This is a genomic window from Shewanella sp. BJSY2023SW007 (genome assembly GCF_047314525.1).
Taxonomy (GTDB): domain Bacteria; phylum Pseudomonadota; class Gammaproteobacteria; order Enterobacterales; family Shewanellaceae; genus Shewanella; species Shewanella chilikensis.
The window spans coordinates 48,207-71,256 of sequence record NZ_JBKORL010000018.1 but is presented as its reverse complement, the minus strand read 5'-3'; the positions used below and the strand labels follow the sequence as shown (position 1 = coordinate 71,256).

19 protein-coding genes are annotated in these 23,050 nt (G+C 54.1%); 10 read left to right on the top strand and 9 right to left on the bottom strand.

What is annotated here, in order from left to right:
• Positions 1-427 precede the first annotated feature (427 nt).
• The 8 genes from ACMHXE_RS03925 to ACMHXE_RS03890 all read left to right on the top strand — a co-directional run bounded on the left by ACMHXE_RS03925 (position 428) and on the right by ACMHXE_RS03890 (position 9,164).
• Positions 428-913, top strand: coding sequence for a DUF2919 domain-containing protein (locus tag ACMHXE_RS03925; protein WP_234556021.1), 486 nt, complete (start codon positions 428-430; stop codon positions 911-913).
• 279 nt (positions 914-1,192) lie between these two features.
• A complete protein-coding gene (locus ACMHXE_RS03920; protein ID WP_101056404.1) occupies positions 1,193-2,401 on the top strand; it encodes an HD-GYP domain-containing protein in 1,209 nt (402 codons plus the stop codon).
• Positions 2,402-2,518: 117 nt separating this feature from the next.
• Positions 2,519-3,340: an SDR family oxidoreductase gene (locus ACMHXE_RS03915; RefSeq protein ID WP_146225992.1), complete on the top strand. Its 822-nt coding sequence runs from the start codon at positions 2,519-2,521 to the stop codon at positions 3,338-3,340.
• 34 nt (positions 3,341-3,374) lie between these two features.
• The gene (locus ACMHXE_RS03910) at positions 3,375-3,995 is read left to right on the top strand and encodes a thiol:disulfide interchange protein DsbA/DsbL (protein WP_224867347.1); all 621 of its coding nucleotides are present in this window, start codon (positions 3,375-3,377) and stop codon (positions 3,993-3,995) included.
• Between the two features lie 376 nt (positions 3,996-4,371).
• Entirely contained in the window at positions 4,372-4,638 is a 267-nt protein-coding gene (locus ACMHXE_RS03905; RefSeq protein ID WP_039032820.1) for a DUF4212 domain-containing protein, read from the top strand.
• Positions 4,639-4,649: 11 nt separating this feature from the next.
• Positions 4,650-6,383 carry a sodium:solute symporter family protein gene (locus tag ACMHXE_RS03900; RefSeq protein ID WP_101056407.1) on the top strand — a complete coding sequence of 578 codons (1,734 nt, stop codon included), beginning with the start codon at positions 4,650-4,652 and terminating at the stop codon, positions 6,381-6,383.
• Positions 6,384-6,643: 260 nt separating this feature from the next.
• Positions 6,644-8,491, top strand: a complete 1,848-nt coding sequence (locus ACMHXE_RS03895; protein WP_165565238.1) for a DUF294 nucleotidyltransferase-like domain-containing protein — start codon at positions 6,644-6,646, stop codon at positions 8,489-8,491.
• Between the two features lies 1 nt (position 8,492).
• Positions 8,493-9,164 (top strand): exonuclease domain-containing protein, encoded by a 672-nt coding sequence (locus tag ACMHXE_RS03890; protein ID WP_101056409.1) that lies wholly within the window; start codon positions 8,493-8,495, stop codon positions 9,162-9,164.
• Between the two features lie 167 nt (positions 9,165-9,331).
• Here the strand turns inward: ACMHXE_RS03890 and ACMHXE_RS03885 are convergent, their stop codons facing one another.
• From ACMHXE_RS03885 to ACMHXE_RS03850, 8 genes are all read right to left on the bottom strand, one after another.
• The gene (locus tag ACMHXE_RS03885) at positions 9,332-10,036 is read right to left on the bottom strand and encodes a DUF3379 domain-containing protein (RefSeq protein WP_101056410.1); all 705 of its coding nucleotides are present in this window, start codon (positions 10,034-10,036) and stop codon (positions 9,332-9,334) included.
• Positions 10,029-10,592, bottom strand: a complete 564-nt coding sequence (locus ACMHXE_RS03880; protein ID WP_101056411.1) for a sigma-70 family RNA polymerase sigma factor — start codon at positions 10,590-10,592, stop codon at positions 10,029-10,031. The genes ACMHXE_RS03885 and ACMHXE_RS03880 overlap by 8 nt, the downstream gene beginning before the upstream one ends.
• Before the next feature lie 296 nt (positions 10,593-10,888).
• Entirely contained in the window at positions 10,889-12,508 is a 1,620-nt protein-coding gene (locus ACMHXE_RS03875) for a BatD family protein (RefSeq protein ID WP_335917706.1), read from the bottom strand.
• Positions 12,502-14,550 carry a VWA domain-containing protein gene (locus tag ACMHXE_RS03870; protein ID WP_413731435.1) on the bottom strand — a complete coding sequence of 683 codons (2,049 nt, stop codon included), beginning with the start codon at positions 14,548-14,550 and terminating at the stop codon, positions 12,502-12,504. Before ACMHXE_RS03870 ends, ACMHXE_RS03875 begins: the two co-directional genes overlap by 7 nt.
• Positions 14,547-15,536: a vWA domain-containing protein gene (locus ACMHXE_RS03865; RefSeq protein ID WP_144132277.1), complete on the bottom strand. Its 990-nt coding sequence runs from the start codon at positions 15,534-15,536 to the stop codon at positions 14,547-14,549. The genes ACMHXE_RS03870 and ACMHXE_RS03865 overlap by 4 nt, the downstream gene beginning before the upstream one ends.
• The gene (locus tag ACMHXE_RS03860; protein ID WP_413731433.1) at positions 15,530-16,033 is read right to left on the bottom strand and encodes a DUF4381 domain-containing protein; all 504 of its coding nucleotides are present in this window, start codon (positions 16,031-16,033) and stop codon (positions 15,530-15,532) included. The genes ACMHXE_RS03865 and ACMHXE_RS03860 overlap by 7 nt, the downstream gene beginning before the upstream one ends.
• Entirely contained in the window at positions 16,030-16,974 is a 945-nt protein-coding gene (locus ACMHXE_RS03855) for a DUF58 domain-containing protein (protein WP_101056416.1), read from the bottom strand. Before ACMHXE_RS03855 ends, ACMHXE_RS03860 begins: the two co-directional genes overlap by 4 nt.
• Entirely contained in the window at positions 16,974-17,930 is a 957-nt protein-coding gene (locus ACMHXE_RS03850; RefSeq protein ID WP_335917701.1) for a MoxR family ATPase, read from the bottom strand. Before ACMHXE_RS03850 ends, ACMHXE_RS03855 begins: the two co-directional genes overlap by 1 nt.
• A 244-nt stretch (positions 17,931-18,174) precedes the next feature.
• Between ACMHXE_RS03850 and fadI the strand changes: the two genes are divergently transcribed.
• Both fadI and fadJ read left to right on the top strand, forming a co-directional pair.
• Positions 18,175-19,485 (top strand): acetyl-CoA C-acyltransferase FadI, encoded by a 1,311-nt coding sequence (gene fadI / locus ACMHXE_RS03845; RefSeq protein ID WP_123116491.1) that lies wholly within the window; start codon positions 18,175-18,177, stop codon positions 19,483-19,485.
• Positions 19,486-19,491: 6 nt separating this feature from the next.
• A complete protein-coding gene (gene fadJ, locus ACMHXE_RS03840) occupies positions 19,492-21,630 on the top strand; it encodes a fatty acid oxidation complex subunit alpha FadJ (RefSeq protein WP_413731430.1) in 2,139 nt (712 codons plus the stop codon).
• Positions 21,631-22,021: 391 nt separating this feature from the next.
• On the opposite strand, the gene ACMHXE_RS03835 is transcribed toward fadJ, so the two are convergent.
• A complete protein-coding gene (locus ACMHXE_RS03835; RefSeq protein WP_413731428.1) occupies positions 22,022-23,029 on the bottom strand; it encodes an ArsA family ATPase in 1,008 nt (335 codons plus the stop codon).
• Between the last annotated feature and the right edge of the window lie 21 nt (positions 23,030-23,050).

Here is a 23,050-nt window from a genome sequence, read left to right as displayed (position 1 = left end):
GCCCTAAGCCAAATCGGCCTAGGGCGGTAAAAATATCAAAGACCCGATATCCTGTTAATCACAAGGCAGCTCCGCTTAAGTGAACTACGTTGCGCCAAGCAGCGGGGCTTTTTTTACCTTCACTCAGTGGCAACCAATCCGGGGGGATATGGGACTCTTAAGGTTTTAGAGTCAAAATAGCCAAACAGCTTGCTTCTGGCTTCTATTTATTGCGCCACATACTTGAATTGTGTTGCCACAGGACCCACCTCATTATTTCGTAAGATGGCTGGTCGAGACGCGCTCTCAGATCGCCTCATTGAGACAGCTTATGGGAGAGGCGTATCCCGCTGCTTAAAAACAGAGTCAGTCACAAGTGTGAACGCTTTCGGTTATTTTTACCATGGCTGTGCCAGGCCTTGTCTGGGTGAGTCACAATGATGGGATTATGTCCTTGCTTAAATTTGAACATGTACGCTGGCTTGACAATGATGGCCATATCAAGCCGCCGTTACTGCTTTACATCATAGTGCTGTTTTTGGCCCGCGGCTGGTGTGTGTTTGTTGCATCTCTGACCCAAGCCAGCGACAGGGCCGCTTTGGTACGGTTGTTTTATCCGGAAAAGAGTGACTTTCTATTGTCTCTGGCCGCAGGCGCTGGCGCCTTGCTGATCTATGGTTTGATCCTGGCCGAGCGTAAACGGGTATTTGAGGCATTGATCCTACTGTTTCGACAAATTCGCTGGTGGTTGGCGCTGTTGCTGGGAATAGATGGCGTGCTGCTTATTCAGCGTCTTGGTCACAACGATTGGTTGTTTAGTTGGAATCTAGCGTTGGATGCCTTATTCCTGTTCTGGTCCTTGCTCTATCTCGCCAAGTCGGCGCATTTACGCCATTATCTCAACGACTGGCAAAAACAGGAGAAATTGGAGTGACTTAAAAGGCAGATTCGGCAGTTATTTGCTATATAAAACAGAGACCCATTGGCAGCGTTCGGCTTAGACAGTTATCACTAGCGACTTTGGCGGATGAAATCTGAACAGAAAATTGTATGCATGGTGGATTAACGACTAAAACACTGTCAAACAAGCGATTTTTGTCATAAATTTGTCATTTCATTCTTACGTTTGGTTTCCAATGGTCTATAGTTAAGATTCTTGGATTTCATTTTTTAAAACCTTGTTTTATCAAGTTGTTCTCTGGAGAAACTTTGAGTGGCCAAAGCTGAAAGGATCCATCTCCCTCTGTCACGCCTGCAAACTGGCATCACAGTCAAACTGCCGCTGTCCTGGACAGATCATCCCTTTTTGTTCAATCGCATTGAAATCAAAGATGCCAGTCAGATAGAGATGATCCGCAATCTCGGTGTGCCCTATGTCATTTTAATCTCTGACGAAGACCTACTTAATGATGTAATTGAAGAGGAAAACGAGGCACAGCAAGCAACAGAACGAGCAAAGGACAACCAACCGGATCCCAAAGCCTCTGCCCGCAAGGCGATACGTAAGAGCCAGGGACGCTTTTTGAATGCCATTAATGACTGTCGTACTGTAGTCAGTAAGTTAGTGTCTGATCCTGAAGGTGCCATTCGCGAAGCTTCAGCTTTAGTCGAGCAAATGCTGAACCATCTATTGGAGTCTGGCAATCCCAAGTTGGCCTTGGTGTCCAGTGGTGAAGGGACTCCCAGCGTGACTCAGCACGGGATATCAGTTGCGGTACTGGCCTTGATGATTGGCCATTCGCTTGAGTTGTCCAAGGACAAGCTGAGGGATATTGCTCTGGGGGCACTTCTGCACGATATAGGCAAACTCAAGGTGCCCGATGCCATCAGACGTAAGCGCAGCCCCTTGAGTCAGCATGAAAGCAACTTTCTCTCCATGCATCCCAATTTTGGTTATGACATGCTCAAACGTAGTGGCTTGTTTGGTAATGAGGTGTTGCATATTGTGAAGCATCACCATGAGTTTATCGATGGCTCAGGTTATCCCGATAGGCTTAAGCTGGCCAAGCTGCCATTGACCACTCAGATAGTCGCGCTGGCTAATGACTATGACAGCCAATTGGCTCGTCAAGAGATAGTCTCGCCGCAAATTGCTTTGGGATATCTGTTTAAGAATCGGGTTGGCAAGCATCAAGAGCAGCTGATTTCGGCGTTGGTGAAGGTATTGGGGATTTACCCGCCAGGCACTTTGGTGAGCTTGTCTGATAACAGCGTCGGCAAGGTGATGATGACCACATCAGAGGTGCGGCAACCTCAGGTTTGGGCTTGTAAAAACGATGGTAGCGAGCCTAAATTACGTTTTTTGATGGACGAAGAGGTTAGCGTGGAAGCCGTACTCAAGTCTGAAGAGCTGACTGAGGGGGCCGCAAGAACTCTGCAAACCGGGGCTGGCATCAGTTTCTATTTCAGTGCCTTGGAGTAGCTTGCAACTCGCGTTCTCTTGCCGTGAGCGGCCAAACTTTGGTCATTCATAGATCCACCTCTGGTTTTTATTCTCATATGTCTTATGCTTGAGCTCGGTATACAGCGGAGTAGGGCGATGAAACATATTGCGGTTTGGGGCTGTGGTTGGTTCGGTTTGCCATTGGCAAGGGAACTGGTCACCAGAGGGGTTAAGGTTTGCGGCAGTAAGCGTACCGAGGAGGGCGCGGAGCTGTTGAGAAAAGAGGGGCTGGAAGCCGTGATCCTCAATCTTGCAGAACCGGCTCTTTTACCTTCGTTGCCGGATGACTGTGATGCCCTGGTACTCAATATTCCCCCCGGTCTCAGGCGCGGCGATAATGATTATCTACCTTCTCTCGAGCGTCTATTGCCTGTGATTGCTGCAAGCCGTATCAAACGTCTATTGTTTATTAGTAGTTCAGGGGTTTATCCCCAATCCCAAGGTGTAGTCACTGAGGCGACAGCTGTTGATGTCTCGTCGGACAGTTATTGCACCACCTTGGCAACAGCTGAGCAGAAGATACTGGCGCTTGCCAATGAAGGCCTTGAAGTCACTGTCATTCGCTTTGCCGGTTTGGTCGGTCCAGGGCGCCACCCCGGGCGCTTCCTTGCTGGGAAGACAGGGCTGCCCGGCGCAAACGCCGTGGTGAATCTGGTGCATCTCGATGACTGTATAAATGCTTGCCTGCAGTTATTGACCGCAGCTAACCCCGGGGCCATCTATAACCTTTGTGCACCTTGTCATCCAACCAGGCAAGAATTTTATCCGGCAGCTGCCAAAGCGCTCGGTTTGGCGATGCCCGAATTTGCCACAGATAATGGAACGGGTAAGTGGGTGGATGGTTCTCTCATCTGCCGCGAGCTTGAGTTTGAATACAGGTACTCCGAGGCAGATAGCCTTATTGCTGCTTGCCAATAAAAAGCGTGACTAAAAAATAACAAGAGGAAAGCCTATGTCTTTGTTATCCAAAATGGTGAGAGTCTTACCGCTGATATTCCTGGCCCTCAGTAGTTTAAGTGTCAGTGCGGCCGATTTTCAGGAAGGGCGCGACTATATCAAGGTGCCTGGGATCCCTGAAGCCAAGAGCGGCATAGTCAGAGAGTTTTTCTCCTATAACTGTCCCCATTGCTACTACAAGGATCCCTTGATGCAGCAGACAGCTGAACTGCTCAAGGGTAAGTTGGATTTTGAACGCACTCCCGTCGGCGCCGGGCGCCCCTCCTGGATCCTCAGTCAGGAAGCCTATTATCTGGCGCAGAAATTCAGGATTACCGATCAGGTGCACGGTAATATTTTTAATCGGATCCATGAGAAGCATCAGGTTTTTGAAAGACCTCAGCAGTTAAAGGACTTCTTTTTGGCGCAGGGGGTGAATGAACAAGAACTCAACCAAACCTTGGGCTCGGCCGACAGCAAGCTGGCACTGGCTAATTATGATACCCAGACTCAGCTCTCCGGGATCCGGGGAGTGCCTTCGCTGTTGGTCAATGGCAAATATTTGATCACCTCGAAAAGTTCAGACCCCAAGGAGCTGGCGGCGCTTATCCTCTACCTGAACCAGGAAGCACCCTAGTTACAACACTGTTTTAAATACAATCAAGAGGCCAAAAGGCCTCTTTTTTTTACATAGTTAATCGTGAGCCCATTTCGCCGCAGTTTTAGATGGATTTAATGCAGTAGTAATTGTCGCTAATGGCTTATCTTGTCGGTGAATAGTGAGCGCCTCACGGAAATTATCTTGAAAATCACTTCGACATTGGTCTAATGATTCGTAGCAAATAAACGAGCGTTTAATTGGCGATTTTGGCCTTAACCTTTTGATTATGTTTGTTTTACTTTGGTTGTTAATGGTGTGTAAATTTTGGCTTAGACTAAGGTCTTGATTGTAGCGCTCCCGGCGGTTGCTAGATTAACTGTGACTTAATAATTATTACCACAGGGGAGTCGCTATGGGTTTTGAAAACAATGACAAGGCAAAGGGGTACTGGCGCGAAAATTTGCGCTTGGTACTGGGACTGCTGGCCATCTGGTTTGCTGTTTCCTACGGTTGTGGGATTTTACTGGTGGACGTTCTCAATGAAATTCATTTTATGGGATTCAAGCTTGGCTTCTGGTTCGCCCAGCAAGGTTCCATGTATGTGTTCGTAGTGCTGATTTTCGTTTATGCGGCCAAAGCGAATGCCTTAGATAAAAAATATAACGTACACGAAGACTAAGGAGCGGGCCGATGGATGTTCAAACATTAACTTTTTTAATTGTGGGGCTCTCGTTTACTCTCTATATCGGGATTGCCATCTGGTCAAGAGCCGGCTCTACCAAAGATTTTTATGTTGCCGGTGGTGGGGTTCACCCAGTGATGAATGGGATGGCGACGGCGGCAGACTGGATGTCGGCAGCCTCTTTCATCTCGCTGGCGGGGATCGTCTCCTTCGTGGGGTTTGACGGCAGCGTGTACCTGATGGGCTGGACTGGCGGTTACGTGTTGCTGGCTTTATGTATGGCACCTTACCTTCGTAAGTTCGGCAAATTCACTGTGCCTGACTTTATTGGTGAGCGTTATTACTCTCAGGCGGCTCGTGTAGTGGCTGTGGTGTGCGCTATTTTCATCTGCTTTACCTATATTGCCGGGCAGATGCGTGGTGTTGGTGTGGTGTTCTCCCGCTTCCTGGAAGTGGATGTCGACACCGGGGTGTATATAGGTATGGCAGTGGTGTTCTTTTACGCCGTACTCGGAGGCATGAAGGGGATCACTTACACTCAGGTGGCGCAATACTGCGTGCTGATATTCGCCTTTATGGTTCCGGCCATCTTTATCTCTGTGATGATGACGGGCCACATTATTCCGCAAATTGGTTTTGGCGCTGAGCTGATAGATGCCGCCGGGAACGATACCGGGGTGTATCTGCTGCAAAAGCTCGACGGCCTGCAAACCCAGCTGGGGTTCTCTGAATATACCGAAGGCGCTAAGAGTACCATAGATGTATTCGCTATCACGGCAGCGCTCATGGTGGGGACTGCCGGTCTGCCCCATGTGATTGTGCGCTTTTTTACCGTACCCAAGGTAAAAGATGCCCGTATTAGCGCCGGTTGGGCATTGGTATTTATTGCCATCATGTATACCACAGTGCCGGCTTTGTCCGCATTCTCCCGGGTAAACATGATAGAAACCATCAATGGCCCTGAATCTACCGGTGTTGCCTATGAGTCGGCGCCCCAGTGGATCAAAAACTGGGAAAGCACCGGGCTTATCAAGTGGAACGATAAGAACGGTGATGGCAAGATGTACTATGCCAAGGGTAACCTCACCGATGACAGCAACAATGAAATGGATATCGATCGCGATATCATGGTGTTGGCGACCCCTGAAATCGCCGATCTGCCAGCTTGGGTGATTGCCTTGGTGGCGGCCGGTGGTCTGGCGGCAGCGCTGTCGACTTCTGCGGGCTTGTTGCTGGTGATCTCAACTTCGGTATCCCATGACTTACTGAAGAAAAACTTAATGCCGGACATTTCAGACAAGAAGGAACTGTTCTATGCCCGAACCGCGGCGGCTGTAGGTGTAGTTATCGCAGGCTACTTCGGTATCAATCCACCTGGTTTTGTGGCGGCAGTGGTGGCTTTGGCATTCGGGTTGGCGGCATCTTCACTGTTCCCGGCAATCGTGATGGGCATTTTCTCCAAGTCGATGAACAAGGAAGGGGCCATTGCCGGTATGGTGATGGGGCTTGGTTTTACTGCGGGCTATATCATCTACTTCAAGTTTATCAATCCGGCTGGCAATAATGCCGAGAACTGGTTATTTGGTATTTCGCCGGAAGGTATCGGCATGGTTGGCATGATAATCAACTTTGTTGTAGCGATTATCGTTGCCAAGATGACAGCTGCTGTTCCTGAACATGTGCAGGAAATGGTTGAATCTATTCGCTTCCCTAAAGGTGCAGGCACGGCGCAGGAACATTGATAGTCAGTGCCCTGAACGCCAGTTCTTGTGTAAGCCAGAGTGCTGCAAGGAGTTATGAACACCTTACTTAAGTGCTTACTAAACAGAGGATCCCCCGCTTAGTCGGGGGATTTTTTATCTATCTTGCTTGGGTTGGATACTCATCTTTGGGGTGTGGGCTTTCTGTTTCAGGGCTGGTGGTATTCGACTAAAGCCAGATAGTCAGTACTCTTCAGAGTGGGCAATACTGTGATGAGTCAATCCAACTTTAAAGGCCGCCCATGGATGAGAGTGAACTACTGCCCATTCGCCACTTTCTGCAACAGACAATTCCTTTCGATGAACTGCCGCGCCCTTTACTGGAGCAATGTTGCCGTGCCATCAGCATAGGCTATTACAGCAAGTCGATGAAAGCCGTGCCGCTGGACTCAGCTAATCCCATGCTCTATATCGTTCGCAGTGGCGCCTTTGAAGTACGTGATGCAGAGGGCGAACTGCTTGACCGCCTGGGAGAGGGCGATTATTTCGGCTTTCCCTCTCTGCTGTCGGGCGAAGAGAGCTGTAACAAGGTACTGATCCTTGAAGATGGCTTGGTCTATCATGTGCCGCCGGCGCTGTTTGACACTCTGCGTCTGGAGTGTCGCAACTTCGATCGTTTCTTCAACCGAGCCTATGCCAAACGGCTGCGCCATCAAGGGCGTTTTCGGGCCAGGGATCTGACCACTACCAGCCGGATCAGCACTCTGATGACCCATGAGCCCATTGGCGTCGAACAGCGCTTTTCCATTACCGATGCGGCCAAGTTGATGCGCAAGCACAGGGTGTCGTCTGTACTGGTACTGGATAATCACAAATTGGTTGGGATCCTTACCGACAGGGATCTGCGTAATCGGGTGCTGGCCGAGGGGCTTAGCGGCAATGAAGCCGTATTTCAGGCCATGACCCGCCAGCCTGTGCACATAGAGGCTCAGGCTCTGGTATTTGAAGCCATGCTGCTGATGAGCGAACATAACATTCACCATCTGCCGGTCATGGAGCAAGGTCAGCCGGTGGGGATGATCACCAGCACTGACATACTGCGTAGCCAGGCATCCCAACCTTTGTTGTTGATTGGCGAGATAGAGCGGCAAAAAGATCTGCCGAGTCTCATCAGTGTTAGTCGGCAAATTCCGCTTTTGCTGCAAAACCTTATCAGCGCCGATGCTCGTGCCGAGGAGATTGGCCGGGTACTGACTTCGGTTACCGATGCGCTTACCCGCAGGCTTATTCAGCTCAATCAGGCGCTGCTTGGGGAGGCGCCGATGGCGTTTTGCTGGTTGGCATTTGGGTCCCAGGGGCGGCAGGATCAGGCCGCCTGCTCGGATCAGGATAATGGATTATTGTTGGCTGAAGAGCCGGATGAGCATGCCAGAGGTTACTTTCAGGCCTTGGCCAAGGGCGTATGCGCCGGGCTCAATGAGTGTGGTTACGTATATTGTCCCGGCGATATCATGGCGCAAAACCCCAATTGGTGTTTGTCGCTGGCAAGCTGGCAGCAAAAGTTTGCCTCCTGGGTCAACATCCCTGAGCCCAAGGCCTTGATGCATGCCAGTATCTTTTTCGATATGCGCTCCGTATACGGTCCGGACAGCCTGTTTGGTGCACTGCAGGATAAGGTGCTGGCGCAGACCAAAGACAACGATATCTTTCTGGCGGCCTTGACCGGCAACGCCTTAAGTGAGTCGCCGCCGTTGGGGTTCTTCCGTAAGTTTGTACTCGACAGGGATGGCAGTGAGGTCAAGGGAATGGACCTTAAACACAGGGGCAGCGCCCTTATCAATGATATCGCCCGGGTTTATGCTTTGGCAGCCGGCATTAAAGAGGTCAATACCGCCAAACGGATCCGCGCCTTGATGGAAAGTAAGCTTTTAAGCCGTAAAGATGCTCTCAATCTTGCCGATGCCCATGAATTTATTGCCCATATGCGGCTCGCCAATCAGGGGCGTCAGTTTGACCAGGGCCAAGGGATAAGTAATTTTCTGATGCCGCAGGCACTCTCTTCGCTGATGCGCCACCAACTCAGGGATGCCTTCAAAGTGGTGCATGATGCCCAGGCGGCGCTGAGACTCAAGTTTACCCGGAGTTTCTAGAATGCCTTTGCTGCATAGAACCCGCCTGGCCTGGCATTGCTGGCAGGCAAGAGAGCCTCTCAAGTCTTTTTACCAGGCCTTGAGTCCAGTGTTATCCAAGCCTGTGGTAGAGGCGCCTTTAATGGCGCTGGACTTGGAAATGACCGGCCTTAAGCCGGGGTGCGATCAGATCCTCTCCATAGGTGTGGTGCCTATCAACAAAGGACGATTGGAGCTCAGCGGCGCCCGCCACAAATTGGTGAGTATCGCCGGCAGTGTCGGTCAGAGCGCCACGATTCACGGCATTATGGATAGTCATCTTGAACAGGGGGCTCTGGCGCCCGAGCAGCTCTTGCCTTGGCTGTTAGGGCAAAGTCAGGGGCGCGTTTTACTGATGCATCATGCTCCTTTGGACTGCGCTTTTCTCAGCAGGCTTTGTCAGCAGGCATACGGTACTAAGCTGCACCTTCCCGTGATAGATACCCTGCTGCTGGAAAAGACCCGCCTGCAGCGGCAACAAGAGGTGCTGCCAAGCGGTAGTCTACGCCTCGGCGCTTGCCGTAGCCGCTATCATTTGCCGCCGTATTCGGCCCACAATGCCCTGACCGATGCGCTGGCCTGTGGTGAGCTGTTTCTGGCGCAAAGCTGTGATGCCGCCAAAGAGCCGGTGGCCGATTTCCTCTCCTGGATATGACAAGAGACTGAAAAGTTATATTAAAAACAGCATTTACGGCCGAGGATTAAGTTGGTTTAGTTCGGTGAACTTTTCAAGGTCAACCTTTCCCAAGGCTTTTCATGCTTACCTATGAGTCAGCTACTAGGCAACACTGTCTCACACTTGGTATTGCAAAGCCTGAATCTTTAAATAAAGCTCTGTTTTATTTCTTCTTTAATAGCGTCCAGGTCTTGAGGATACTCGGCTACCAACACCAGGTAAGCTGAGTCGGTTTTTATCGCCTCTCCCCGGTATTCGCTATCGGCAAAGGCTTCGGCGAGCATCACCCTGTGCTCAGCGGGCACAATAAACACTGTTACCTTGCCTTGTTCACCGGCCAATACCAGATGAATACTTTCAATTCCCTGAAAATCGCAGAAGGTGCTGTAAAACACCCGTCCAGGTTGGCTATTGAATCTGGCACTGCCCAACCCCTTAAGCGATGCCAGTTCGGCATTGATTGCTTGATAAGAGATATCGGCATTACTGGTCATGGCCATGGTTTCATGGCGCACATGGGCAAGGGCGTGTTGTCCTAAATCCACCGGCCCCTGGCGCCAGAGACTGAAACTGACTCCGGCAACAAAGGCGACGGATGCGGCCATTGCTAGCATCCAGCCTGTACGTTTGCGTCGATGATAGTGTACGGCCAACTGTTGTTTCAGCAGCAGTTTTTCGCTCAGATCTTCGGCCACAGGAATTCTGAGTGCCTGACTTATCTTGCCATCGAGTGCCTTGAGTTCGGCGACAAACGCCTGACTGTCCTCGTTTTGACTTAGAGCCTCGAGAAACTCGGGATCCTGATTATTGGGGTCGCCATAGGCCTGGCGGCGAAACTTCAGCTCATCCATTGGATTGACCTCTGACCTTGGAGTGTTCCAGTGCTTCTTTTAACTGATTCCTGGCCCGAAACAAGCGGGTCATGACAGTATTTCGGTTTAGATCCAGCAATTGGGCAATTTCATCGCCACTGAATCCGGCTATCAGCTGTAATAACAAAGGCTCCCGATACTCGGGTTCCAATTGGGCTATTTGACGCCTGAGCAGGTAGTGCTCGGCATGTTCTTCCTGGCTCTGGGAACCGGGATCCTGCCAATGCTCTTCGCCGATATCGGCATAATCAAACTGTTTACGCTCAAAGCGGCGGGCATTTTCCCGCCGTAAAATGGTGATTAACCAAGCCTTGGCCGCCTTGTCATCTTTCAATGAATCCAGCGAGCGCCAAGCCCGGAGAAACGTTTCCTGGGTGATATCTTCAGCCACATGACGATCGCCGCAAAGCCAAAAGGCGTAGCGGTAGATATCGGCATGCAGCGCCCTGACCAGGCTATCGTAACGTCTTTGTTTATTCAGCATGTCAGAAATGACCGCATCATCAGACTTTTTCTTTCGCCAGCTATCGAACATTTTCATGCTTGTTTTATTTTTGTTGCCGCTAAGCTTAATGGCCTTGAGGGCATTCTGGCAAATATCATGAACGTAAATTTGGTTACAAGCCCGATTTAGCCTGGATTTAAGTACTATAAGCGGTAAAAGTGGTGGCTCCAATATTGGGAACTGGGTAAACACACTGTTGAAAAAGAAGGGACAACCGTTTGTTTAAAGAGTCAGCTGTTAAAGGTCTTGAAAAAGGGGGGAACTGTGGACTTTGCCCGGACAAGCGCTCAGCCATAGCGATTAGACGCTATGGCTGAAGCTGCAGATTAAGGATTCAGCGGCGCCAGCACCGAGGCAGAATCAGCCGCCTCGGAGTATTGGCTCTTGAAGCGCTCAAAGGCTTGCAGCAGCGCCGGGAAATACTGAGCGGGATCGCCACCTTGTTTGCCATAGCGGCTGGCTTGAATCTTGGCGATTACGGCGGCCAACTCAGGGGCCAGTTTAGGCAGTTCATCGAGTGTGACACTATGGCCCGTGATATCACTGAGCTCCTGCTTCAGCGCCTTGAACACCTGGCTCAAGTCCTCTTGCTGACAAGCCTGAGCCAATCCCGGCTGGGTTTCGCTTGCTTTAGCTTGCAACACTGTTGAAGGTGCCGCTATAGCTTGTTGTTTGCGCGCCTTTAGCCACAGCACACAGGTGGCCAGCCACAGTGATGCAAACAGGGCGGTCAACCAAGGCCAGAAGCCGGCGCTGAGGTTTGATTCTTCCTGCGGCGGGTTGATGACGGGCTGCGGCATATCGGCAGCGGGAGCCACTTGAATAGTACGCGCCGGCAGCAGGGCGAACTCCTGCTGTTTCAAATGCGGATTCCACCAAGGCACCTTGATCTCCGGCAGGGTATAGCTTCCCGGTTTGGAGGGAACTATGGCAATAGTCTGGGTCAGCTGAGATACCAGTTGGTTGTCGCGAACGAAGGTCTTGCGCTGCGCCTTTTCCGGATAGCTCTTGAGATTGTCCGGCAAGCTCAGTTTCAGCTCTGGTAGGCTGGTTTCATCGGCATTGGATGCCAGCAGTGTCAGGTTGCGGGTAATAGGGCGACCCACTTCAAAAGTCTGCTTGTCGTCCCATTCCTCTTTGAGCATCACCAGATCCGATACCAGCCAGTCGCCGTGATATTCGGCCGGGATCGGCTTGATGCTGACCAGCATGCTGTCACTCTGGGCCTGCATGGGGCGACTTTCCTGAAAGGCGAACATGCCCCGCCTTGGGGTATCGACCAGCACATCGCCAGAGAAGTTGGCACCGGAAATCGCCAGCTCGCCCGGCTCATCGGCTATGATGCCGTAGCTGCGCTCTATCACCCGAAAACGGCGGCCGTTGACGATTTCACTGCTTTCTTTATCCTCGCCGAGCTGTTTTATCTGGGCGCCGCTGATGGAAGGCGCCGACAACACCCCTCGCTGCAGCTCAACGGCCAAAAAGAGTTTTACCTTGTAGGTGAGCAGTTGGCCGACATAGGCTTCCTTGGCCGAGATGCTGGTACGCAGAAACAGGTTTTTTTGCGCCTCGGGGCGACTACCGGCCGGCATCACCTTCAATTCGATGGCATCGCTGCTGACGCCATCGATACTCAGGGCCGGAATTGTAACCTGGCCGGTGGTTTTGGGGGCCAGCATCACTTGCCAGCGGGTTTCCTTGCGGGCATCAAAATTGATGATCTGGGTACTGCGACTGACGCTGGTGCGGCCGACGATAAAGTCTTTCAACAGTGCCGAGGTGTCCAGTGCCTGGGCTTCGAGTTCATCATCTGCCACCACGGACAGCATAAAGTACTCGCTCTCGGTCACGGGATTGCGATCGACCGAGGCCTGAAGCTGAGTCAGTGCCAGTGCCTTGAGCGGCAGCAGGCACAGAAGCAATAGAGGAATAAGTCTAGTTACCACTGTTCATTGTCCTTGGGTGTCTCGCCGCGCTGGCGGCGTTTTTGATACTCGAGTTGCATCTTGTTGCGCAGCAAAGTGGCCGGGTCATCCACCAATGCCTTCAGCGCCCGCTCCATTTCGGGGGGCAGGGGCTCGGTGTCCTCGAGTGACGAGGCGGCAACTTGTGCCTTAATCTGTTCATCGTTTGGCCCTTCTTGTTGCTCGGCAAGGCTCGCCGAGTTGGCCTTGTCGGCATCAGTCTCTGAGCCATCCTGCTGACCAGCACCGTTTTGACCTGCAGCTGTGCTTGACTCATTTTGCGGCTCTTGCTCTTGCGGCAAAGCAGCCTGCATCTCAGGCTCAGAGCTTGCGCCAGTGTTATCCTCGGCATTTTGCGGGTTCTGATCGCCTTTGGCGTCCTTCTCAGTGGCATTGTCAGCATCATTTTGCTGCGAGTCGGTAGTGGAAGGCTCGCTATTTTCTTTGTTAGCGTCTTTATCTGAGCCCTGGTGCGAGTCCTTGCTTGAGCCTTGGTCGGCTTGGCTGTCTTGGCCTTGCTCTTTGTCCTGGTTTTGGCCCTGGCTGTTGTCACCCTGGGCGCTGTCCTGACTGCCCTGACTCTGATCCTTGCCGGACTGAGAATTCTGTTGTTGATCCTGCTGGCTTTGATCCTCTTGCTTATCCTGGCTCTGTTGATCTTGTTGCTGTTTTCGCTGCTTTAGCAAGGATTCCGCCAACGCCTTATTGTCAATGGCATCCTGCATATCGGGCACTATTGTCAGGGCGTCACTGTAACGCTTGATGGCTTCTTCATATTGGCCAAGCTGCATCAGGGCATTGCCTTGGTTGTATAAGCCTGTGGCACTGTCATCTTGCTCGAAGGCTTGCAGCGCGCCTTGATAATCGCCGCCGCGGTAGCGGGCGCTGCCTTGCCAGGCGGGGTCAACAAACTTGTCGGCGGCAGTGGCAAAATCCTCTTGCTTGAATGCCTGCATTCCCTGCTGATCCCGGGTTTGCCAAAGGTCATCCCAGCCGCTCGCCTGGCTAGGTGGGCAGACAAGCAGGCCAAGACTCAAGGGCAGCAACAGCACCGGTAGGCCGCTGCGAAAGCTTAAGAGCAGCGGCAACAACAGCAAGAGCGCCAGATAGGGGCCAAGGTCGACCCAGGTATCGCCGGCAAGATCTGTTTCTGTGGCATCCGAGCTGGTGGCGAGCCACTGCTGCAGCGTTTGCAGATCCTTGCCGTCGTTGCTGTAGGGCACCAAAATACCGTTCCCGGCACTTGCCAGCTCGCTGAGCAGACCAAAATCGGTGGCCGGTACTACCACTTCATTTCGGCTGTCCTTGAGCAGTTGCCCATCCGGCAGCCTTATCGGTGCACCCTGGGATGAACCTATCGCTAGAATGCCCAAGCGGTAGTGACTGCCTTCAATCGCCTGTTTGGCGGCATTGAGCTGACGGCTGCCGACGCCATCTGTCATCAAGATGATATCGCCCTGCAGGTGACCGCCCTGGCTGAGCAGTTCCTTGGCTTTCTCCAGTGCCGCGACCAAATTGGAGCCGCGCACTGGCATGATGGCCGGGCTCAGGGTTGGCAACAGATTGAGCAGGGTGTTGCGATCCCGGGTCAAGGGGCTGATGACAAAGGCGTCACCCGCGTAGGCCAGCAGGGCGGTTTCCCCTTCATTGAGTTGCTCCAGCAGATCCGTGGCGCGGAATCTGGCCTGGGTCAAACGGTTGGGGGCGGCGTCTGTGGCATACATGGACAAAGACATATCCATCACCAGCACCCGTCCTGTGCTGCTGGCAAATACCGGCAGGGGTTTCTTGTAAAGCGCCGGGCCGCTTAAGGCCAATACTGCCACCAACCAGCCCAGACCAAGCCAGGGCAGGCGGTTTCGGCGGCTTTTGTTGCCTTGGGTCAACAGCAGTGGCGCTAGATGCGGCGCAATATAACGATCCCAGTCAGATTGGCCCGCTTGACGGCGACTTTGCAGCACTAACAGCAATGCCAGTGGCACTAAGGCCCACAGCCATTCGGGACGGATAAAGTGTAAACTCATGATTTCCTCCCCCAACGCCCTGGCCAGACGCTGAGCAACAGGCTTTGCAGCTGCAGCAGTACGCTTAGCGCCAGCGCCAGTCCCAGCGGCCAGTAAAACAGCTCGGATTGCGGCCGGTAACTGAGGGCGTCACGGCTGACGGGCTCCAGCTTGTCGATTTCCTGATAGATCTGTTCCAGTTCTTCGGTATTCCGGGCACGGAAATAGCGCCCCTTGGTGGCATCGCTTATCCGTTGCAGCTGAGCTTCATCCAGATCCATCGAGGGGTTGACCCGCTCACGGCCAAACAGGGTGCGACGCTCCATCACATCGGCGCCCACACCTATGGTGTAGATGGTGATGCCGCGCTTGGCGGCAATAGCGGCGGCCTGATCCGGCACTATGCTGCCGGCATTGTTGGAGCCGTCGGTCAAAAGCACCAACACCCGGTTGCTGTCTTTTACCTTATCGAAGCGTTTTACCGCCAGGGCAATGGCATCGCCAATGGCGGTCTGTTTGCCCACCAGGCCGATTTGGGCTTCCTTGAGATACTGAGCCACAGAGCGTCTGTCCTGAGTCAGTGGCGCCTGCAGGTAGGCGGCATCGGCAAACAATATCAGGCCGATACGATCGCCGGCGCGGCGCTCGATAAAGTCGCTGACTACTTTCTGGATCAGGGTGAATCTGTCTACCGCTTTGCCATCGAGCACCATGTCTTCAATCTGCATACTGCCGGAGAGATCCACCGCCAGCATCAGATCCCGCCCCTCTGTGGGCAGCTCTATGGGATCGCCAAGCCACTGTGGCCGGGCGATGGCCAAAAGCAACAGGCACCACGCCAGCCAGAGACTCAAGGGCGCTCTGCGTTTGCTTTGTTGCTGCTCGCGGGCATGGGCATCGACGCCGGGCAGTTGCAGTTGGCCGCCGCTGTTGACGGCGGGGCGATAGGCTAGCAGCAGCGGCAAGGGAATAAGCAGCAGTAACCAGGGCCAATGGAGAGTCAGCATCTTGGCTTACCTCCCTTGGCAAAGTGTTTGGGGGCGCACTTGAGCCAGCAAACACAAAGCGCCCGCAACTCGGTGGGGGCTGTGCTCGGTTGGCCGCGGTATTGATTTTCGAGCAAAGAGGCGAAGCGCCCTCGCTGCTCGGCTGGCAGTGCGTTATCCAGGTACTCGGCCCAGGATTTACCGCTGAGTCCGGCCACCTGGGCGCGCTCACCATAGCTGATGGCGGTGCGTTTCAACAATGCACTCATCTTGGATAGCAGCTCCGGGTCCTGGTCCTGCAGCTGTGTCAGTTCAGTCATGGCGGCTTGAGCCACCGCCTTGTGAGCCTTGGCTGCCTGCAGGCGCCGATAGCCAAAGAATACCGCGGCGCCAAGCAGTAACAAGGCCAGCAGCATCAGCAGCCAAATACCGGGAGCCGGAGGCCAAAAGGGCACCTCGGCCGGCAGTTGAATATCCTTGAGCGCACTCAGCGCCGGATTGGCTTGATTGGGATTCATCTTAACAGTGTCAATTGTTGATTGAGGCGCCGGCCGGCATCCAGAGTGCGAACCGGGACCTTGAGTTGTTGCATCAGGGTATCAAACTGCGCCAGGTTGGCGCGCTGACGACCGAGCCAGGCATCATAACCGCTGCGATCCAGGATCAGGCTGCGGCCTGACTCCCGTACCGGCAGGGCAAACTGCCGCGGCAGCTCGAGTGTGCCCTCACGCATGGGATCTGTTACCACAAAGGCCGCCAGCTCGCAGTGGCGTTTGAGTTCCGACAGCGCCTGCTGACATTCGCTGCCAAAACCGTTGCCGTCTGTGATTATCCAGATAAGGGAGCCGGGTTTGGCCAGTCTTGCCAGGCGCTGACAGGCCTGGAGCATTAACGCCTGACCATCTTCATGGGGGCTGTCCAGCGCTTCGAGCTGCGACTTGTGTACCGCCACCAGCGCCGATATCAGTGCCAGGATCCCCTGATTGCGTGCTCTTGGCTTCAGCTCTCTGTGGGCGCTATCGCCCACCACCAGCGCGCCGAGACGGTCGCCCTGCATGATGGCATTCCAGCCCAAGGTCGCCGCCAGATGCGCCGCTTGTACCGACTGTAATAGCAACTGGGAGCCGAAATAGAGGCTGTGCTTCATATCCACCAACAGCAGAATAGGGCGCTCGCGCTCCTCGACAAACAGCTTGGTATGCGCCTTGCCGGTGCGGGCGGTGACCCGCCAATCTATGGTGCGAACATCATCGCCCTGTTGATAATGGCGCACTTCGGCAAATTCCATGCCGCGGCCCTTGACCAGGCTGGCTCTGTGACCGGCCATGGCCGCGCGGGCTTTTCCCTGCCGGTCACCCAGAGCGCGGGCGATATTCTGGCAGGCAAGCAGCTCGGCCTCACACAAGTGGAGGCCGTCGGCAAACAGTGGCAGTGAAGAGTCTGTTGCTGCGGCTTTCATCAGGGAACGGCCACCTGATTGAGCACATGGTCAATCACCTGATCGCGGCTGACCCCTTCGGCCTGCGCCTGATAACTCAGCAGTAAACGGTGGCGCAGTACATTGGGCACCACGGCTTGAATATCTTCAGGGGAGACAAAGTCACGCTGATACAACCAGGCACGGGCGCGGGCGCAGCGCTCGATGGATTGGGTTGCCCGCGGGCTGACACCGTATTCCAGCCACTTGGCAAGCTGGTCGCTGTAGCGCTGAGGCTGACGGGTCGCCATCACCAAGTCGACAATATAACGCTCCAGCGGTTCGGCCAGATACAGCTCCAGCGCCTGCTCCCGGGCGAGGAACACTTCCTGCTGGCCTATGGGAGTGACTTTCTCCATGCCGTGGGTCTTGGCTTCGCTGCGGGACAAACGCAGGATCTCAAGCTCAGTGTCTGCCTCCGGGTAATCCAGGTTCAGGTGTATCAGAAAGCGGTCAAGCTGGGCTTCCGGCAACGGGTAGGTGCCCTCGTTTTCCAGCGGGTTTTGGGTCGCCATCACTAAAAACAGCGGTGGTAACTTGTAGGAGTGCTTGCCCACCGTCACCTGGCCTTCGGCCATGGCTTCCAAAAGGGCCGATTGCACCTTGGCCGGGGCGCGGTTGATTTCATCCGCCAGAATAAGGTTGTGAAATATCGGCCCGGCCTCAAATTCAAAGGTCGCGGTTTGGGCGCGATAGATGTCGGTGCCGGTCAAATCGGCCGGCAGCAGGTCCGGGGTAAACTGAATGCGATGAAAGTCGCCTTCAATGCCATCACACAGCGCTTTAACGGCCCGGGTCTTGGCCAGCCCCGGTGGTCCTTCCACTAACAGGTGGCCATCGGCTATCAGAGCGATAAGCAGGTTTTCGGTCAAAATTGGCTGACCTATGATCACTTGATCCAGATAGGTCCGCAGTGCATGAAATCGACTCAAAGGCATGATGCTACTCGTTTTATTTTAAGGCCCAACTATAGACAGCGGTTATGGTAAAGAATTCCCTGCGCCCTTGGCTAGTGTTAAAAAAACAAACAAGTGTTTAAAACCGGCCAACAAGAAGTTAGAATCAGATCACACTTTTAATGGTCAGACCTGTTTAGGGCAGTACGGGTCTCTTATGGAAAAACAATAAAGCGCAGTGTCAGGGCTAGTTTTCGGCGTGCGCTGCTTAATAAGAGGGTGACAAATGAGTGACAGACAACAGGTAACCAATGCCAGGGGCGAGCGGATTGCCATAGTGGCCGGTCTGCGTACCCCGTTCGCCAAACAGGCGACGGCGTTTCACGGCGTGTCGGCGCTGGATATGGGCAAGATGGTGGTCAATGAGCTGCTCAGTCGCAGTGAATTGGACCCCAAGCTGATTGAGCAGCTTGTCTACGGTCAGGTCGTACAGATGCCGGCAGCGCCCAATATTGCCCGTGAAATTGTTCTGGGTACCGGCATGAATTTGCACACAGATGCTTACAGTGTTACCCGTGCCTGCGCCACCAGTTTTCAGTCCACTGTCAATATTGCCGAGTCGATTATGACGGGCAATATCGAAATAGGCATAGCCGGGGGCTCGGATTCCTCCTCTGTGCTGCCTATCGGGGTGTCCCGCAAGTTGGCCCATGCCTTGGTCGATCTCAACAAGGCCCGCACCCTGGGACAGAAGTGGAACATAGTTCGCCGTCTGGGGTTTAAAGATCTCTTGCCTGTGCCGCCAGCTGTGGCCGAATACTCCACCGGCCTGTCCATGGGGCAAACCGCCGAGCAGATGGCCAAGAGCCACGGCATCAGCCGCGCCGATCAGGACGCGCTGGCCCACCGCTCTCATACTCTGGCGAGCCAGAGCTGGAATGAAGGCAAGCTCAAGGATGAAGTCATGGTGGCTCATGTGCCGCCCTACAAGAGTTTTATCGAGCGTGACAACAATATCCGCGACAACTCGTCCCTTGAGTCTTACGCCAAACTCAGACCCGTATTCGACCGCAAGCACGGCAGTGTCACCGCCGCCAACAGTACCCCGCTGACCGATGGCGCCTCGGCGGTGATCCTGATGAGTGAAGGCAAAGCCAAGGCCCTGGGTTACACCCCCATTGGCTATATCAAGAGCTATGCCTTCAGCGCCATAGATGTTTGGCAAGACATGCTGATGGGGCCATCCTACGCCACGCCACTGGCGCTGAAACGCGCCGGTATGCAGCTCGAAGATCTGACCCTGATAGAGATGCACGAAGCCTTTGCCGCCCAGACTTTGGCCAATATGAAGATGTTTGCCTCGAAGAAGTTTGCCGAGGAAAAACTCGGTCAGAGCCGCGCCATTGGTGAAATCGATATGAGCAAGTTCAACGTGCTCGGCGGCTCGCTGGCCTATGGCCATCCGTTTGCGGCCACGGGTACTCGCTTGATCACCCAAGTGTGTAATGAACTGAAACGCCGCGGTGGCGGTACGGGGCTGACAACCGCCTGTGCGGCCGGTGGTCTGGGTGTGGCAATGATAGTGGAAGTGGAGTAATTGCAGATGGAAAACAGCAACAAGAGTTTTAGCCTCAGCCGCCGCGACGACGGCATTGCCATTCTTTCCATGGATGTACCCGGCGAAAGCATGAATACCCTCAAGGCCGAATTCGGCCCTGAGATCAGCGCCTTGCTGAGCGAAATCAAAGCGGACAGCAGTATCAAGGGCTTGGTGATCATTTCAGGCAAGCCAGACTCCTTCGTGGCCGGCGCCGACATCTCCATGCTCGATGCCTGTCAAAGCGCCGCCGATGCCCGCGAGCTGTCGAGCTCAGGGCATAAGGTGTTTGCCGAACTGGAAGGGCTGAAGATCCCCGTGGTTGCAGCCATTCACGGCGCCTGTCTCGGTGGCGGCCTCGAGCTGGCACTGGCTTGCCATCTGCGGCTGTGCAGTGACGACAAGAAAACCATGTTGGGGGTGCCGGAAGTTCAGCTCGGTCTGCTGCCGGGCGGTGGTGGTACCCAGCGTCTGCCACGCCTGGTGGGGATCACCACAGCGCTGGATATGATGCTTACCGGTAAGCAGGTTCGCCCCAAGCAAGCGCTGAAGATGGGGCTGGTGGACGATGTGGTGCCCAAGTCGATTCTGCTGGAGGCGGCAGTTGAACTGGCATTGGCCGGCAAAGCCAAGCGCGGTAAAGGCAAAAATAATAAACCTATGATGAACAAGCTGCTCGAAAGCAACGGCTTTGGGCAGAAAATCATCTTTGATCAGGCCCGTAAACAGGTTGCCAGAAAAACTCAGGGTAACTATCCGGCGCCGGACAAGATCATCGACTGTGTGCGGGTGGGGATGAGCCAGGGGCTAGAGGCAGGTTTGGCCACAGAGGCGCGCCATTTCGGCGAGCTGGTGGTGACGCCCGAGTCGGCGGCGCTGCGCTCCATCTTCTTTGCCACCACAGAAATGAAAAAGGAAACCGGCGCCGAAGGTGCTGAGCCTCGTCCGGTTCACAAGGCCGTAGTGCTCGGCGGTGGCCTGATGGGCGGCGGTATCGCCTCAGTGACCACCACCAAGGCCAAAATTCCGGTGCGGGTCAAGGATATCAGTGAGCAGGGACTCAGCAATGCGCTGGGCTATGCCTATAAGTTGCTGGATAAGGGCGTCAAGCGTCGGCATATGACCCCGGCGGTGCGCGATAAGCAGATGGCCTTGATGACGACGACTACAGACTATGTCGGGGTCAAGGATGCCGACATAGTGGTCGAGGCGGTATTTGAGGATCTCAACCTCAAGCATCAAATGGTGCGGGATATCGAGCGCGAATGCGGTGAACACACTATTTTTGCGTCCAACACCTCGTCTCTGCCCATAGGTCAGATTGCTGAAGCCGCCGCCAGGCCGGAAAACGTCATCGGCCTGCATTACTTCTCGCCGGTAGAGAAGATGCCGCTGGTGGAAGTGATTGCTCACGACAAGACCTCGCCCCAGACGATAGCCACCACAGTGGCCTTTGCCCGCAAACAGGGTAAGACGCCGATAGTGGTGAAAGATGGCGCCGGTTTCTATGTTAACCGTATTCTGGCGCTCTATATGAATGAAGCGGCGCAGCTGCTGCTCGAGGGCAACAGTGTCGAGAGCCTGGATAAGGCGCTGGTGAAGTTTGGTTTCCCGGTTGGCCCTATCACTCTGCTCGATGAAGTGGGTATTGATGTGGGCGCCAAGATTTCGCCGATACTCGAAAAAGAGTTGGGTGAGCGTTTCGCTGCCCCCTCTGCCTTCGATAAGCTGCTCGCCGATGACCGCAAGGGGCGCAAGAACGCCAAGGGCTTCTATCTCTACGGTCCCAAAGCTGGCAAGAAGAAGGAAGTGGACAAGAGTGTTTATCAGGTGCTGGGGATAGCGCCGGGTGTTGGCGCCGAAAATGCCAACCTGGCAGAGCGCTGTGTGGTGCAGATGCTCAATGAAGCGGTGCGGTGTCTGGAAGAGGGCATTATAGCCTCTGCCCGCGATGGGGATATTGGCGCCATCTTCGGCATAGGTTTCCCGCCTTTCCTCGGTGGGCCTTTCCACTATATAGACACCATGGGCGCCGATCAGTTGCTGGCCAAGCTCGAGCGCTTGCAGAGCCGCTTCGGCGACAGATTCGCCCCGAGTGAATTGCTCAAGACCATGGCCGCAGAAGGACGACGCTTCTTCGACTGACAGTGGTTGTAGTGGCTGTTCTTCGAATCGCCTTTGAGTAACAGCACTTTGAATAACAGTGCTTCGAATAACAGCGCTGCTTTACTGTAAAAGCGGCCGCAACCCTCCAACCAAACGCCCCGGTAAGGCAGTAAATCACCGGGGCGTTTTTTTAAATTTTTCGCAGCTTGGAGTGAGCCGAAAATGAGATCGGCACAGAGTAGACATGGGCAACATAGGGAACCGTTGGTTCGCGGCAGAACTTGATACGTACAGATAATGTCATATTGAAGGTAAGCACTCTGATACCAACACGGACATTATTGAGTTGCATCGGAAATTATCGTTATTTCCGGCGGCAATATAGCCAGGGTGTAGGCTAAGTTTTATCGGGAAAAACAAACAGGCAGCTTTATAGCCCGGCCTTGGCCAGTTCGGTCGCCATCTGTTCAAGGCCGCTCAGACCCTGGATATCGGTTTCCTTGAGGGGCAGTCGAAAGTGGGGCAGCCTGCTAAAGTTTGCGTCTATCTCTTCGAGGTGCACGGCTTCCTGCTGGCGGCGTTTGGCAAGAAAACTGCCGTCGGCCTCGGGTGGCAGCAACCGATTGATTACCAAACCGGCAAGCGGTAACTGCTCTGCCTGCAAACTGGCCACAGCGCGGCGGGTTTCCAGAATAGGCAGCTTTTCTGCGGTCAGGACAAACAGCAGCCCTGTTTGCTGCGGATCTTTAATCAGCTCACGGGTGCGCTGCAGCAGCCGTTGTCGCGCCAGCAAGGTTTCGGCTATGGCCTTGTTGCGCGGCTCCATTCCGGCGGTAGCGTGCTCGGCCGGATCGTCGAAGGGGTTATCGACATCACGGCCCCGCCTGGGTGTCAGGTGCGACAGCATGACGCCGAGCTTTTCTGATTTCTGATTCGCGCTCAGCATACCTTGGGTCCAGGCGGCCATCGCCTCAGGCAGGCTGAGCAGCCTAAGGGTATGGCCGGTGGGCGCGGTATCGAAAATAATCAGATCGTATTCACCGAGGCCGCTTTCCAGGGTCTTGGCAATTCGCTCCAGCAAGGCCGCTTCCTGGGCACCGGGAGACTGACGGGTGAGGCGCATCTGCCGCTCAATTTCAGCGAACATCTCCGGGCGGGTAAAACTCTTCAACTGTTGGCTGACACGGTCGAGATGTTGGCGCACTTCCTCATCCGGGTCGATTTCCAGCGCATCCAGATTGGGTGCCAGCCGGATGTAGTGATCGCCTATCTGTTTGGCAAAGGCATCGCTCAGGCTGTGGGCTGGGTCTGTGGATACCAGCAGGACTTTCTTGCCGCGTCCGGCCGCCAATAGGGCCAGTGAGGAGGAGACAGTGGTCTTGCCGACACCGCCTTTGCCACCCACCCACAGAATACGTTTGTCTGTCAGCTGCGCCATAGCCCGTCCTTAATTAACATC